Source organism: Butyrivibrio sp. (assembly GCF_015056685.1).
Taxonomy (GTDB): Bacteria; Bacillota; Clostridia; order Lachnospirales; family Lachnospiraceae; genus Butyrivibrio.
Map to the genome: position 1 here is coordinate 56,287 of NZ_SVFW01000007.1, position 15,544 is coordinate 71,830.

Below are 15,544 nucleotides of genomic sequence, written 5' to 3' on the forward strand. Positions count from 1 at the left end.
TACACCTCACATCCAAAGTTAATTATCTATTTGTTTCTCTAATACCCTGAACATTTCATTAATATCTTCAATATTTACATCTTGATGAACCGGCAAATTTAAGATTCGTTTTGAAACGTACTGAGATGATTCTGCTTCAAAGCTCTTTAGTTCGTCAATCATCGTATGGTACAAGCTTATCACTCCAAATCCAAGTTCGTTTACATTCTGGTAAATCTTATAACGCTCTTCTTCATTAACCAAAATTGGATACGTTTGAGGAGTGCATTTTAGATTAGTTGCCAACTTAATGGTTTCAATATTTAATGAACTGCAAAGCTGCTTCCACGCCTCTGCATTTTCTTTACGTTTACGAGCAATGCCTAACAAATCATACTCAAATACATTGACAGATTCGTTTTCCGGCGACAGCTCATCTAAGATGGCTCGATTTGCATCTGGTACATTCAAAACACCTCCCTGAGAATACGGAAGCATTTTATGTAATGAATATAAAAAATAATCGCCTTTCCCACATGCTTCATCTACTAAATGTGAAAACATAGCATGTGCACAGTCTTCAATAATGATAACGTTTTCACTTTTAAGGACATCAGACAATAAGTCATAGTTTGGATCAATATATCCAAAATAATGTACCAAAAGAATAGCTGTAGTTTTATTTTTATTTCTGTTTTTGATTTGTTTAATGAGTTCATCCACACATACACATAAGTTCCTATCAAGCCGATAAAATTCATGCTGAATTCCCAACTCACAGATTGGATCAAAAATACCACTCCCTTCTTTAGGGGAGATTCCAATGTAAGCTGGCAAATATATCATTAAGTCATTATTTCTTTTCAAAACACCAAGTAGATCTTTAAAGGCATTCCTTGCACTGTTATAAGCAAGCATATGCGTTTTGAAATTACTTACCTTCGTTGGTTTCTTATCAATCATTACACTCCTCACAGTTATTACAAATTCAAAATAGCTTCAGGTATTATCTTGCTATCCATTGTTTTACCATTTGAATCACTAATGCTTATGCAGTCATTTATTCTTTTTATGTCATTCACCATATCTTCTCTGTTATTAGCTACAATTGTAAACCTCAAAACTAATTGTCTTAACGTATCTCCACTTGGTATTTCATCTCCCTCAAAATACCTTTGTTCAAAAAATTTTATATTGCTAATAGTGTTCAATACATCTGTCACACCACTTATTCTTCCAACCTTTCCACCCGGACTCGCTATCGAAATAATCCCAGCGCTCTTTCCGCTAAGAAATGGATCTTCTTTTCTTATTTCATACGTTGATTCTCCAGCAACTATTTCATCAATGAGCATCTGTGCAAAGTTTTGGCCATTGATTAATGAAGTAATCTTATACACTGATTCTGCGGCAGGACGCAGGCCTGCTTCAAATAATTTAAATTCATCCGCTTTGTCATCATATATTCCTTGTACGAACATCACTCCATACTTTAGTCCAATATCACAACATAACAACTCCATCTTCTTTTCCATCTTTTTTAAAAACTTTTCAGCAAACAAAGATGGAAAAACCCTTCCAATTGGAATAGTTGTAACAGCCCCTTCGTGTAAACAAACAGGATATCTGTTGTCAACAGTGACCAGTCGTGCAAGCCCATTATGTATCACATAATGAGCGGTAAACTCATAGCCTTTTACATATTCCTCTATAATTATGCGTTTACTTTTGGAATGTTTCTCAGCCAACCCAATCGCATGATCAAATTTGTTTTTATCATCTACTATAGTTATTCCGATAGAAGCTGTAGAATCAACAGGTTTTACTATTATAGGATATTTTATTGCTTCGGCACTTATATCATCAATATCGCTAGCAGGACCTGAGTAGTATGTTTTTGTCGATGATACACCATTTTTATTGCATAAGTTTTTAAAGAGTTCTTTGTTCGATATCATATCCCATTGCTCTTCATTACAATAAAAAGGAAAATCCAGCAATTCATTTAACCGAATCGCCTGAAGAAGATTAACCTCGCTAATACCTGACAAAATATTCGTGATTCCATTTTGCTTCACAAGTTTGATGATCATTTCGGTATCTAGTGTACTCACATTCCATATTTCATCTGCCACTTGTTTAGCAGGAGATTTACTTTTAGGCAAGTTATCAGTCACATATACAAAAGCGTTTTTTTTTCGAAGATAATTGACAATATCTACTGATGCCACATTCGATCCGAGCATTAATATTCTTTTTCCTGACAAATCCATAGTTTTACCTCTCTGACCCATTTATTAGGCTGATTACAACATAGAACTCAATGAGATAGGCTAAAATCTTTGACCATTCCTTTTATCTCATCTTTTCCGCAATACATCATTACATCAATTATCGAAAGCCCTGGAACCCATTTCCCAATCCGCTGAATATATGATGGTAAATTAGATTCCAAAAACACCAATTCAATGTTCATGTCCTCATACTTTTTTTTGTTAAAAAAGCTCTTCCCGCCAGGTGGATTCACATATATATCTCCTCCCAATGCCTTAGTTATGTACAAAGCCCACTCATCAGGAGATTTTACAGTATCAATTTCCAGATGCATTTCTGAAAAAACATCATACTTGCTATCAATGCCAATCTCCTGACTAATCCTTTGGGTAGAATAAACATTCAACTCTGAAAGATTGTTCCATTCACGACAATCAAGTATTTCATGTATCAATTCATTGACATCTTTGTAATTAGGTGCTTTTCTTTTATACACACTCAATTGACCATATATCTTTTCTTTCCATTTATTACTATTATCTATGAAGATATCTTTTATCGCAGTTTCCTGTGGCGCTTTTTTTATCGGAACAGTTATATATGTCGGTTCACTCTGCTGTGACAATATGCGATTTCTATTAACCCACCCATGAGAAATATACTGAGGAGTATCAAAAAAAATAAACCGATCCGAGTACTCGATCAAAGAAAAGTATCCGATATATGGAAAAAAATATGGCTGCATTATTCCCAGTTTCATATCAGGCTCCTTCCAAAATCAAACCGACAATCCTATCTATTATTTCGTCAGTTATACCTTCATAAATAGGAAGCACCAGCACCTGTTCCGCCAGTTTTCTTGCTACTGGTACGTTAATATTTCTGTATTTATTCTTAAAACATGCTTGGTCGGAAGTTAGTGGATAGAAGTATTTCCTTGAGAAAACATCATTATCCTTTAGTTTTTCATACACTTCATTTCGATCCATTCCTCTTTCTCCTGTTATAAGTATCGGATAATATGCATAGTTATGATTGCTCTGATAGTCCTCGCTTCCACTGAAAACCACAATGCCTTTCCTTCCCGACAACATTTCTGTATAATGTTTTGCAGCCTTTTTTCTCCATGAAATAGCCTCTTGAAAATGCCTTAAATTACATAAGCCAAATGCCGCGCAAAACTCATTCATTTTCGCATTAGCGCCAACTTCGGAAACAAGTTCTTCTCCGCGAATACCAAAGTTTTTTAAGTTGTACAACTTTTCATATATTGCATGATCTTTAAAAGTAACTGCACCACCCTCAATGGTATTAAAAACTTTGGTCGCATGAAAGCTGAAAATAGAAGCATCTCCATAACTTCCTACGCCTACACCGTTATACTCTATTCCAAAAGCATGTGCCGCGTCATAAATCACCTTAAGATTATATTTTTTAGCTATGTAATCTATCTTATCAACATTACAAATATGACCATATACATGCACCGGAACAATTGCCACTGTCTTTTCTGTTATCAGATCTTCAATCTTCTCTTCATCTATAGTACCGTCATTTGGTTTTACATCACAAAATATCGGCGATAAGCCATTTCTTACTATCGCATGTGTAGTAGAAATAAAAGTGAATGGAGTAGTAATCACCTCAGCTCCAGTCGGAAAGCCAAAAGATTGTATTGCCAACTCCAATGCCATATGTCCGTTAACCATAAGTGACAATTCTGGAACTTTGAGTGCCTCCCTAAGTTTAGCTTCCAACTGCTTATGATAAGTACCCATATTGGTTAGCCAATGTGACTCCCATAATGGCTTGATCATTTCTGTATACTCTTCAAAACTAGGCATAGATGATCTTGTTACTAATACTTTTTCCAATATATCCACCTCAATTCTACTGTTTTTTTCTTATTCTTTGACATTATCTGTCTGCTGTTTTAAAACTTTTCCAATGTGTCCACCTGGATGATTTCTCATAAAATCTGACAAAGTAAGATTCATCTCATCCGCTATCTTCATTGCCAGCCCTTGAAGCACAATAAGATTAATCGTTGTCGAATTATTTGGCATTATATTCCATTGATCTCCTTCATGGATTAGCTCTAGTATGATGCTGTGAGGTATTTCCTTTGATAACGTGCTGTTTTTTTCAAAAGTAAGTAACCATAACCTCACATTTCTTTCTTTTAGCAGCCTAGTCAAATAAATGGATTCAGCCGTTTCTCCACTTTTTGTAAGGATTATTACCATATCACCTTCTTTGACTACACCCATATCTCCATGTACGGCTGAATTGGTATTGAGAAAGTAAGCATCAAGTCCTAATGACTGCATTGATCCAACAAACTTTTCGCATACAGGAACGTTTTTTCCTAGACCTGATGCGATAATTTTATGTCCACTTTGCAGGGTTGCCACTGATTCTTTTAACCACTTATCAAACATCTCCATATCCATAGAATGAATGGAATGTTCAAACTCTTTTAACTGTCTTTCAAAATAAGATGTCACAACACTTCCTCCAAATAGTAAAGCCCATTATAGAACGCACCACAAATTGAATCGTAGTCTTGCCATGCATAGGTTGTCAGAGATAGCCAGATGATTGCATGAAGAAGCTTAATCTCATACTCATTAGCTCCAGTCAGTTCAAAGAAATCTTTTTCCATATCTTCCCAGTTATTAGATTTGATAGAAAGATTAACTTCTGCATCATCCAACTGTGGCTTAGAGTTTTCAGTGTATTCTGAGTATATTGAATGGCCACCTATGTCGAGATTAAAATCTTTAAGATTGAATCTGTCATAATTGCCAACAATTGAATAATAGAGTTTAGCCCAATCATAGTTTTCATCACCATAAAGCTCAGTAAATCCAAAATAACCTCTTGGGTCTATGAGTACGGGATCTCCATTATCTCTGACCATAAGATTGGAGAAAGTACAATCACCGTGAATGAATGAGAAGTGGCTACACTTTAGTGATTCAACTTGTTTCTCGAGCTCTCCCAAATGGAAGAATACATTTCTGCATTTTCTGCCATTTATGGTAATGACTCTCTCATCTGCAAGAGGCAGCATATTCTGGATTTTGGATAATCTATCCAGAGTTTTTCCGTAATAAGCCTCATACATACTAAAGTAATCCACTGGAACATTCTCTTTTGAATGAAGTTTTTGAAGTGCCTCAACCAGTTTCTCTAAGATTATTCTCTTTTTAGCTTTCTCAAAGTCGCACTCATAGATATTTTTTCCAGAAATAAGTTCCATAGTTAACGGCTTTGTGGAATAGATCTGTGGAAGTACCTCTATACCCATAGACTTCGCTTTGTCATACCATGCGCATTCTCTCTGTGCTAGTTTCTTTCCCTGTTCATCTATAGGTTCTTTGATAAATCTATCATTCTCTATGGTCACTTTGTTGAATGGCCTGCACTTGGATACATTAAGATCTTCATATTCCTTAAGAATGCCAAACTCTTTTGTCCCCGCAAGGCTGATTTCAGAAAACTTCATACTTTTTTGTTGCATCCAGCGGACCAATTCTCCGCTTTCAGGAACATCTAAAATCTGTTCCCTATTTTTGAACAGAAAAAATCCTGCAACACCATGTTCTGTGGATCGTTCTTCAACAAATTCATCGTTTTCGTATTTCCATCTACATGGAAACGTAGATGAAATACCAACATAATTATCGATATTACCTGTAACTAATCCATCTTTATAGCCATCTGGCAGTTCAAATCCCTCTGGCAAAATGAGATCAGACCAAACCAGCATGAATGGCTCATTATCCGGTATCAGATTAATTGACTGCTTTACTCCAGATGCAGTACCCGTTCCTTGTGCATCAACAACCAGATATTTAACATCGGCAAAAGAAGACAAGTACTTTCTAAGCACTTCTTTATGGTAGTCCGCAATTATTATAAATTTTTTATCTGGAAACAACTTGAATAAATGGAAGATCATAGGAAGATTATCCACAGAGACTAGAGCTTTAGGTTTATTTTTTGTAAGGTGTTCCAATCGTGTACCTTTTCCACCAGCCTGAACTATAATGTATTCCATTTATTATGCCATCCCTTTCACGCTGCGTATATTTAAACTCTATTTTTTCAACTCATATCATATATCGGCATATTCATTTGGAACTATTAGATGTGCTATTCCGACACAAATAAAACTATATATAGTATATCATATTATCTGAATATTTTCTTTTTTCGCACATTTCAAAATGGAGTTTAGAGAATTTTTTATTTTACGTATAATAATAGGCGTAGCAAAACGCTACGCCTATGTTATGAACTATGTTCTGTTATTGCTGCTTTGAATATTTCCTATAATACTCTTCCGCTTTGGCTTTATTCACGTCAAATCGCTTCATCACTTTTTCAATAATAGTAGTGACTTCTATTCCATCCTCAACTTTGTCAAGAATGAAGGCTTAAAATAGCATTTCTTCCTAAAACTCATGTCCCCAATAACGCTTCTATCCTATCCTCGTACCTGAACTCTCTCTTTATTTTTTCAAAACCCGCCGCTGCAATCTGCTTCCGGGCTTCCTCGTGCCTAAGATAAAAGTCAGCTTTAGCAATTGCATCCTCCAAAGACGAATACATCACGCACTCCTGCCCATCAATGAAATATTCATAAAGCTCAGGCTGATAACTTGATAAAAGGAATCCTCCACACCCCATAATATCCAGCGCTCTAAGGGGAATTCCGGACTTATTCGCTTTCAAGACAGGGCAAATATTTATCTTACTTGCTCTAAACACCTGTGGCATTTCAGTAAGATAGTCAACAGACCCGCAATACTCCACATTGGGGAGCATTTTCTTTTCATCCTCTGTAAGTTCAAACGTATATAGCTTCATCTGATGCCGCCCCGACAACAAGCTCAGCAGTGTCATTCGCTCCAAATGAGTGATATATGAAGCAACCGCCCATGCCAATTCTTTTTGACTAACCTGAATAGCCTTATCAGAAAGCTCTTTATACCTGTCTCGTACCTCCTGAACAAATCCTTCGGAAATCACATCGTCAACAATATAAGCGCCATATAGCTGCATCTGTGTCCTTACCACTCCATCAATATACCCCTTCTGATATTCAGTCATATGGGACATTAACGTAGGAAGCATTGACTCATACAGCTTTCCGACAAAGGAAACCTCACTTCCGTATTTTTTATAATCCGTGGAAACGCTTAAAAGTCTGTCAACATTGACAGCCAAAGGCAGATAAAACACATTGTCAAGCCCCAGCCCCTTGTAATATTCATAGTCAGCTCGCGCAAAGAAAAAAATCTTATTACAGGAGTACTCCATGCACTCTGCAGTCGGAAGATTAGGCGGACTGTCAAAAAACCATGAAACATATCTTATATCATGCTTTTTGCAGACTTTTGACACCACTGGCCAAAAATTAGTCGTAAGCACCAGATCATAGTTCCCATCTTCCAAATCCTTTTCCATTTTCATGGTAAAAGAATTGTCGTTATACTTGTCCACCTGCTGGCTATAGCTTACGTTATTGCAATTATGTCCCATTTTTTCCAGATAATATACCAGGTCATACTGAATGTATGAATTTAGAAAATCATATAAAAGGATGTTCATAAGCTAATAAATTTTATACCTTCACATTTTCAATCATCACAGGAATTCCCATTTCAATGCATCTATGAGCTAGTGCACCTGGTTCACCATAATAGGAGCTCCACTGGTCCATATTATTGAGAGCATCTCCTTTTTTGTCAAAAGAGATTTTTCCTCTTTTCTCAAAATCCGAAATAGCCGTCACATATTTTTCATGTAACCCTCTATCAATTTTTTCAAGCTGAGAACCGATAGCTTCCTGTTGCAGATATATAACATCTATCTCCGCAGAGGAGTCCTCAAATATCTGTAACGACCGCCTTATCTTATCTATCGCCTTTTCCCTATAGCGTAGCAGCATGCTGATCGATACGTAATAAACGACAGTCTTTCTGTTTTCTGAACTTAAGTTTCTCTTATGTTCCTCACCTTCGCCACCAGATGACAATTTTCTTCCCACCTTGGCTTTAAAATCCCAAACTAAAATCTTCGCTTCCCAATAATTTCTGGTCTCTTCACCGCATAGCTCCACAAGAGTTTCCACATACAGTTTTTTCATCATTTCGCTCTTAAGTAGCACTTTGTCTGCATTTATCACAACTGGTTGTTCTATGAGTGGTTTAATTGAAGCTGCTGCCTTATCCTCCAGCTCTTTTGGATCTTCCATATCAAAACAAGGGATATATATTAGTTCATCCGTGTATTTTAAAAGGTTGTCAGAATAAAAGAACTCATGAACAGTCATGGCAGTATTAAATCCGTCATAAGGAACCTGAACAACTATCTTGTCAGGATGTATCCTTTCAAAATCAAATTTTTCACAGTCCTCAACTGAAACATATTCAGGGAACATAGCTCTTTCATCATGATTATCCCCAATTTGCCCATTATAATCACAGTCAAAATAAAAAATAGGAAGGACATGGACTTCCTTGTTTTCATCACTGACACATGCTCTATAATATCCTTCCATACTCTTCCACCAAATGGCTCTGCACGGAAGAAATACAACGATTTCTTTATCCCTTTTCTTTGGCGGTTCAATCAATTTTAATGTATATCTTTTTATGGATAAAAGAAGTGCATTCAAATCCAAAGTATATCTATAGGGATTTTTCCCTATATTTTCCTTAAGTATTATTTCAAGTTCACCAAAAGCCGGATACTCATGATATTTCCAGTCTTTAACTACCTGCATATAGTTTCTGTATTCAATTGCAAGCACCTCTTCATATCTGGCAGGAACATTGATGTAAGTATTCTCAAACGGAAGCCTCACAGCATATTCAAAGAGAGCCTTTGGGTATTTATGGGAGCCTTTTGTAATCCAAAAAGGCATCAGAGCAACTTCCTGTGCTTTAGAGGAAACGCATTCCGAGTAGTTTCTTTCTATCTGTAAAAGCAAATCTCTTTTCTTATGAGAACCACTACAGTTTTCATACTTTTCAATAAGTCTTTTCCCCCTCTGGCACCTTTCCTTTTCTTTTATCTCATCTTCATATATACCATCCAACGGAAATATATCAATGCCCACAGTATATGGGCATCCATGGAACTTCTCAAGAAATTCTCTATTAAGATCAATGACAGAGCTGTTCACCACACGTCCTATGATCTGCTCGTATTCTTCCTCCTGTGAAATAGTAAGAAGCTTATAGCTTTGGGGAAGTTCTTTTTGGGCCACATCAAAAAAAAGAAGCCAATCATCACGCAGCATGCAAATATCAAGGTCATCATCCCATGGAATAAAACCTTCATGCCGGATTGCTCCAATAAGGCTGCCACAGTCGGCAAACCATTTGATATGGTGTCTCTCACAGACTCTCGCAATCTCAGACAGCACCTCAATCTGCGCAGCCCAATAGCGTTTCATCATAGTCGAAACAAAAAAGCCTTCTCTTACTTCACCTTGAAAAAAAGAAGGCTCAAACTTTAAATTCAGTAATTCGCAAACAGTCCTGTCACTGCCCATAACCAACGTTCCTGTCTTAGATCCAATCTATAATATCAGCTCATATATGGCTCATTTACTATCTTTTTCTCATGCTCCAGATACTCAAAATCAAGTCTTCGAATAGAATCTATTATCTCCGTATAAGGAGTCTTTTTTCCAAACAATAGTGTAGTACCCAGAACAAAACCATCAATCCCCTTAGGAACATACTCAAGCATTCTGGCTTTGCCACAGGCTCCATCCCAAAAGAGCTTAAATCCCATTTGGTTTCGGAGTTCTATGAGTATGTCAATTTTCTCGCCAACATAAGGCAAAAACATCTGACTGGCATTTCCAGGATTAACCGCCATTACCAAAACATGATCAACAATTCTAAGCATTTCTCTCACAGTCCCAACACTGGTTCCGGGGTTTATTGCAATCCCCGGGTGCATTCCGGCATCTATTATCTTCTGCAGAGTTGTTGAAGGATGATACTCTGCCTCCGGGTGGATATATACGGTATCCCCGGGGCGAAGTCTCTTTAAAAAAAGATCTATGTTATTTCTGGGATGTTCGATCATCAGGTGCACATCCAGAGGTTTCTTGCTAACCTTCGCAATTTCAGCCATATCATATAGTGACATGGCAAAATTATTCACATATCTACCATCCATGATATCGATGTGAAAAGAATCAATTCCTGCTTTTTCAAGATTTCTTACTTCCTGACGAAGGTGCCCGAAATCTGCACACATCATGGAAGCGGTCAAAGTAAACTCTTTGTCCATAAAACCTCCGTTTCAAATTTTATAATCAGCAATCATTACAGGCTTATTAAGGGTTACAAACTTATGAACAAGTGGCATGGAACTCCCGTAGTATGCTGCATATTGATTAAGTATTTTTTTAGAATCAGATTCAGCCATCTGTATTATTTCTATTTCAAATTCATTTGCCAAGCTGATAACAATTTCATAAAACTTACCGTAGTCTTTATTTAAAGCACATCCCGTCTCATGGTAATCCGGATATACAACAATCCCAGTCCTGATGTTATCTTTATTATCTCTAAATATTTCCATCCGGGATCTCAAGGCCTTTTCAAATACCTCTTTATTCTCGTAATACTCATAAGAAGAAATCCCAAAGAGAATGCTCTTTGTCTGCTCTTTTTTTGTTTTTTTACTTTCTCCATATAAATCAGCAACTGCAACTATCTTGTTTTCCCAATATTTTCTATCACTCCCAGTTGCAAACTCAGAAAGCCTGTCTACGTAATGCTTTCTAATATTCTCTGACTGCACCATGATTTTATCAGCATACACCGGCCCCGGCATGGTAACATAAAAATTCATTCCCTCCATGTCCGGAATATCCTTATCGCCAAACTCACCAACCGGCCCCAGCGGAATATATATAAGTTCTGTCGTGCTGTATCTTAAGCCTTCGGAATAATAATAAGGAGGAATTGTAAGGACCGGATTCCACTCATCATATGGACTCTGAATATAAATCCTGTCAAAAAAAGCACTATCCAGATCAACCTGCAAAAAGTCAAAAGCTGCAGCTTGAACGTTTTCAGGGTATTTATCAAGCTCGGTTGCAGCTATTATTTCTTCATCAGACAGCTCAACATTTCCAAAATAGTCCTTGGGCATCAATGGTAGTGGAACCACATACACATCAGTATCAGGATTTTTCGCCTCTTTCATAAATGCACGCTCCATACTATCCCATTCTCTTGGACCAATTGGTAAAAAAAGCACCGCTTCTCTTCTGAAATCCTGGTCTTTCGGAGGTTCAACTTCAGGCCTTTGGAGCATCTTAGATGTAAACTCAAAACGCGGAATTCTAGCCCCGGTTTCTTTCTCAAAAGCCTTTCTCTGTCCCTCAAAGGTGGGATAATCGTGACCTGCAACACCTTTTTTTATCACATTGTAGTCACGATAGCGTCTTTTCAAAACTTTATTGTATTTATATGGAACCGGAATATAGGTATCTTCAAAGGGAAGTAGTTCCGTTTTTTCGTAAGATTCTTTTTCCTCCCCCTTGCCACCTTTTAGAATCCATGGAAAAATTTGTCCAACTTCATCTGCTTCGTCCTCTGAGACCTCAGCCATAAGCCTTTCTGCCTTGCAATAAAGTGTAATAGCCTTTTCTCTATTTGTTTCAAGTATTGGTTCTGCTTCAGCTAAAAGATGCATTATTGCATCACATCTTTTCCTTTCCTTATCAGCATCTTTGTAGAGGTAATCCTTTAAAAATATATCAACACCGGAAAGCCATGGAAAATTGTTATGCTCATTTAAGTACTTTTCATCAAAACAAATATGTTTATTATTCACTACTCTGGCCAAAAAAAGCCAATGATTCTGCTGCCTTTCATAATCATGAATACAAAAGTTTTCAGGTAATTCTTTATCAGCTATTTCCCTGAATTTCACGTAGTCATATCTTTTCATGCATATATCAAGATCATCATCCCAGGGAACAAAGCCACCATGTCTAACTGCTCCAAGAAAACTTCCCCAGTCAGCATAGTACATAATCTCATGTCTTTTACATATATCGTCAATAACTGTAAGCACATCAAGAGCTGCTGCCCATGACTGTTTAACAGCAGTAGGAATATAAAAGCCATTTCTTATTTCATCTCTAAAAAAGTCAACGCCATGATGCATGAAAAAAACTCCCAGTCGTTATCGTATTTAAGTATATTTTATCACACTATATGGATTTAATCACATTGTTAAACACTTGCAGGCATTTTTGTAATATAATTTATCTATAAACATTTTATCGGAGATTTGTTTATGCTGACAATTCCAGATTCTTTTTTTAAAGCAGAAGAACGAAATGATTTTTATATTCCTGAGCCTATGAAAAAAGCTTGGGCTATTCAGATGACCATGCTTGACAGGACTCTGGGAATTGCCAGGAAGCATAATATTCAGATATGGATGGATTATGGATCTTTACTTGGCACTGTACGCCATAAAGGCTATATTCCCTGGGATGACGATATTGATATCTGTATAAGACGTGAAGACTATATGAAGTTCATATATATTTTACAGGATGAACTTCCAGAGCACTGTCATGTTGTAAGTTTTTATACGGATGAGCGCTGTGATCAGCCCAAAGGTTTTGTTACCAATCGTAAGGTAATCGATATAGGAACCGATCCTGAACAGAAAAAAATATCCAATTTATATTTTAACTGCCCTTATATGACAGGTCTGGACCTATATCCTTTGGATTACGCCCCAATTGACCCCCAAAAGTGGGACTATGTCAGAAATCTCTATAGCGCTGCCTATAGTCTTGCAATGGATATGGAAAGCTACATTGCATCAGGTGAATTCGAAGGGTACCTTTCACAGATTGAAGACATAACCGGTAAAAAGGTTAAGAGGGATGAACATATAAAAAATTCTCTATGGAAACTTGCTGATAGCATAGCCATGATGACAAGGCGGCAGGAAAGTCGGCACATGCTATGGTATCCCGATTCTACTTTCAGAAAAAATGACATGCGAAGAAACACTTCCTGGTACAAAAACACAATACAAAAGCCTTTTGAATTCATGGAAGTTCCCATTCCTGAAGGATACGATGGCGTTCTTTCCACCTGCTATTCCAAGGACTATATGACTCCAAAAAGGGCAAAAGCTGCTCACGGATACCCCTTCTGGGCTGAACAGGAGCGAAAAATCCTTCTTCATAATTACCTGGGAAAAATGAAAGATGTACTTTGATCAGATAGTACTTGATGAGGTGAAAAATTTTGGATAGACAAAAGAGAAAAGATCTAATTGAAATATTCAACATATTAGAAGAGGCAATTGACCATGTAGATAATCTTATGTCTTCTAATACTGACGCCATCTTTTCACTTTTGTCTCAGTGTCAGGAAAGTGCTGTCGTCATTGGAAATACTATTGAAGAATTCTGCGGTCAGGGAACTGATTCTGTCACTGCCCTGGAGCGTTTCTGCGAAGATGTCTATAATTTCTCAGAGAAATTATCCAAAAATACTCCCATTTCAGATGCCGGCATGCTGAAAAAAAGTCTGGAAGATGCCAGACATATCTTTAGTTCTGAATTTCCCATGATAAAAGAGATAGTTTTTTTACCCTGTTCTCCAGATTACTGGGACGGCTTTGACTATATATACAGAAAACTCTCCAAAGACAATAATAATAATCTAAGAGTAATTCCAATCCCCTGGTATGACAGACTTCCAAACGGAAACCTTGATGGTAGTAATCCGCACTTTGACATCGATGGATATCCAAAAGATATCACCCTCATCGCTTTTGATAAATACGACTTCGAAGGTATTCACCCTGATATTGTCTATATTCAGAATGCATTCGACAACCAGAATCTCGGCGCAAGTATATCGCCGCTTTTCTATACAGACTATCTTCATGGGGTTACAGATGAACTAATTTACGTTCCACACTTTGTTTTAACCGAGCCCGAAATTAAAAGTAACGATCAAATAGAAAAGTTAAGAGAATACCTGACAGTTCCCGGCATAAATTATATTGACAAGATCATCCTTCAATCAGAAAATATGAAACTTGCCATGATAAAAATGTTGGCAGGCGATGACCGCGAGCAATATAAAGCTTCATTAGAAAAGAAAATAACATGTGAAGATTTTCCAAGAGTAATGGAAGTAAAAGAATGTCAAAGCGCTGAAATACCTGCAGCGTGGGAAAAGTATATATTAAAGCAGGATGGCAGCAGAAAGAAAGTAATTCTTTATTCAAATTCAGTTTCTGCACTTCTAAGCGAAAACACAAAACTCATCACAAAAATCAAGAGTACTTTTCAGATATTCAAAGATAACAACAATGATGTAGCTCTGATATGGCGTCCTCACCCTCTGCTTAGTGAAGTTATTGCGCAACTCAGGCCTGAGTTTGCAGATTCATATTCATCTCTTATTGAAGCTTACAAGAGCGATGCTATCGGTATCTTAGATGAATCTGACAGCCCGCTTACCGCCATATCAGTTTGCGACGCGTTCTATGGAGATAAAGGCTCTGTATTAGAGCTTTTTAAAGCTACCGGTAAGCCTATAATGGTAGAAAACGTTGATGTTCTCTGATGGTTCGTATTACTCAAATTGCCATATAGATTTTTATTTCTCTATGTGTTATCATTTCTTTGTTACAAGGTGGGGACCTCTATAGGAGAGAAAATGAGTTTAACAAAAGAAGATTTAAATGCCATTGAAGCATTATTAGACAAAAAACTTGGAACACTGGAAAACGATGTCAGCACATTAAAATCTGATGTCGGAACATTAAAGTCTGATGTCAGCACATTGAAGTCTGATGTCGGAACATTAAAGTCTGATGTCAGTACATTGAAGTCTGATGTCGGAACATTAAAGTCTGATGTCGGAACATTAAAGTCTGATGTCGGAACATTGAAGTCTGATGTCAGCACATTGAAATCCGAGATGGTTTCATTAAATGACAGAGTAAGCAATTTAGAAGATGATATGCGGTACATCAAGGTTGACCTTTTGGAAAATAACGTTATTCCAAGATTGTCGACAATTGAGAGTTGTTACACAAGCACTTATGACAGATATAAAAATGGTGCAGAAAAATTTGATGCAGCTTTCAGTGATATTGTAGTTATGAAGGTTGCAATTGCAAAAAATGCTCAAGATATTCAAGAATTACAGTTAAAACAGGCCTAATTTTCTAAAAGAACGAAACACCGGTGCCG

Annotated in this window: 13 protein-coding genes; 3 read left to right on the forward strand and 10 right to left on the reverse strand. The window is 37.0% G+C overall.

The features are described from left to right. Nucleotides 1-18 precede the first annotated feature (18 nt). The 10 genes from E7303_RS03960 to E7303_RS04005 all read right to left on the reverse strand — a co-directional run bounded on the left by E7303_RS03960 (nucleotide 19) and on the right by E7303_RS04005 (nucleotide 12,471). Nucleotides 19-942 carry a DegT/DnrJ/EryC1/StrS family aminotransferase gene (locus E7303_RS03960; protein ID WP_292143941.1) on the reverse strand — a complete coding sequence of 308 codons (924 nt, stop codon included), beginning with the start codon at nucleotides 940-942 and terminating at the stop codon, nucleotides 19-21. Between the two features lie 17 nt (nucleotides 943-959). Beyond that, nucleotides 960-2,252: an ATP-grasp domain-containing protein gene (locus E7303_RS03965; RefSeq protein ID WP_292143942.1), complete on the reverse strand. Its 1,293-nt coding sequence runs from the start codon at nucleotides 2,250-2,252 to the stop codon at nucleotides 960-962. Between the two features lie 47 nt (nucleotides 2,253-2,299). Beyond that, nucleotides 2,300-3,013, reverse strand: coding sequence for a WbqC family protein (locus E7303_RS03970; protein ID WP_330601615.1), 714 nt, complete (start codon nucleotides 3,011-3,013; stop codon nucleotides 2,300-2,302). A gap of 1 nt (nucleotide 3,014) precedes the next feature. Next, nucleotides 3,015-4,130 carry a DegT/DnrJ/EryC1/StrS family aminotransferase gene (locus E7303_RS03975; RefSeq protein ID WP_292143980.1) on the reverse strand — a complete coding sequence of 372 codons (1,116 nt, stop codon included), beginning with the start codon at nucleotides 4,128-4,130 and terminating at the stop codon, nucleotides 3,015-3,017. Between the two features lie 27 nt (nucleotides 4,131-4,157). Then, a complete protein-coding gene (locus E7303_RS03980) occupies nucleotides 4,158-4,760 on the reverse strand; it encodes an SIS domain-containing protein (protein WP_292143943.1) in 603 nt (200 codons plus the stop codon). After that, nucleotides 4,757-6,319 (reverse strand): sugar phosphate nucleotidyltransferase, encoded by a 1,563-nt coding sequence (locus tag E7303_RS03985; RefSeq protein WP_292143944.1) that lies wholly within the window; start codon nucleotides 6,317-6,319, stop codon nucleotides 4,757-4,759. Before E7303_RS03985 ends, E7303_RS03980 begins: the two co-directional genes overlap by 4 nt. A gap of 404 nt (nucleotides 6,320-6,723) precedes the next feature. Then, nucleotides 6,724-7,806: a CgeB family protein gene (locus E7303_RS03990; RefSeq protein WP_292143945.1), complete on the reverse strand. Its 1,083-nt coding sequence runs from the start codon at nucleotides 7,804-7,806 to the stop codon at nucleotides 6,724-6,726. A gap of 82 nt (nucleotides 7,807-7,888) precedes the next feature. After that, nucleotides 7,889-9,826 carry a LicD family protein gene (locus E7303_RS03995; protein WP_292143946.1) on the reverse strand — a complete coding sequence of 646 codons (1,938 nt, stop codon included), beginning with the start codon at nucleotides 9,824-9,826 and terminating at the stop codon, nucleotides 7,889-7,891. Nucleotides 9,827-9,861: 35 nt separating this feature from the next. Continuing rightward, entirely contained in the window at nucleotides 9,862-10,578 is a 717-nt protein-coding gene (locus tag E7303_RS04000) for a ribulose-phosphate 3-epimerase (RefSeq protein ID WP_292143947.1), read from the reverse strand. A 12-nt stretch (nucleotides 10,579-10,590) separates the two neighbouring features. Continuing rightward, nucleotides 10,591-12,471 carry a LicD family protein gene (locus tag E7303_RS04005; protein ID WP_292143948.1) on the reverse strand — a complete coding sequence of 627 codons (1,881 nt, stop codon included), beginning with the start codon at nucleotides 12,469-12,471 and terminating at the stop codon, nucleotides 10,591-10,593. A gap of 132 nt (nucleotides 12,472-12,603) precedes the next feature. On the opposite strand from E7303_RS04005, the gene E7303_RS04010 reads away from it, so the two are divergent. The 3 genes from E7303_RS04010 (at nucleotide 12,604) to E7303_RS04020 (ending at nucleotide 15,515) form a co-directional block, all read left to right on the forward strand. After that, nucleotides 12,604-13,548, forward strand: a complete 945-nt coding sequence (locus tag E7303_RS04010; protein ID WP_292143949.1) for a LicD family protein — start codon at nucleotides 12,604-12,606, stop codon at nucleotides 13,546-13,548. Nucleotides 13,549-13,577: 29 nt separating this feature from the next. Further along, entirely contained in the window at nucleotides 13,578-14,912 is a 1,335-nt protein-coding gene (locus E7303_RS04015; RefSeq protein ID WP_292143950.1) for a hypothetical protein, read from the forward strand. Between the two features lie 93 nt (nucleotides 14,913-15,005). Next, nucleotides 15,006-15,515, forward strand: coding sequence for a hypothetical protein (locus tag E7303_RS04020; protein WP_292143951.1), 510 nt, complete (start codon nucleotides 15,006-15,008; stop codon nucleotides 15,513-15,515). Nucleotides 15,516-15,544: the final 29 nt, after the last annotated feature.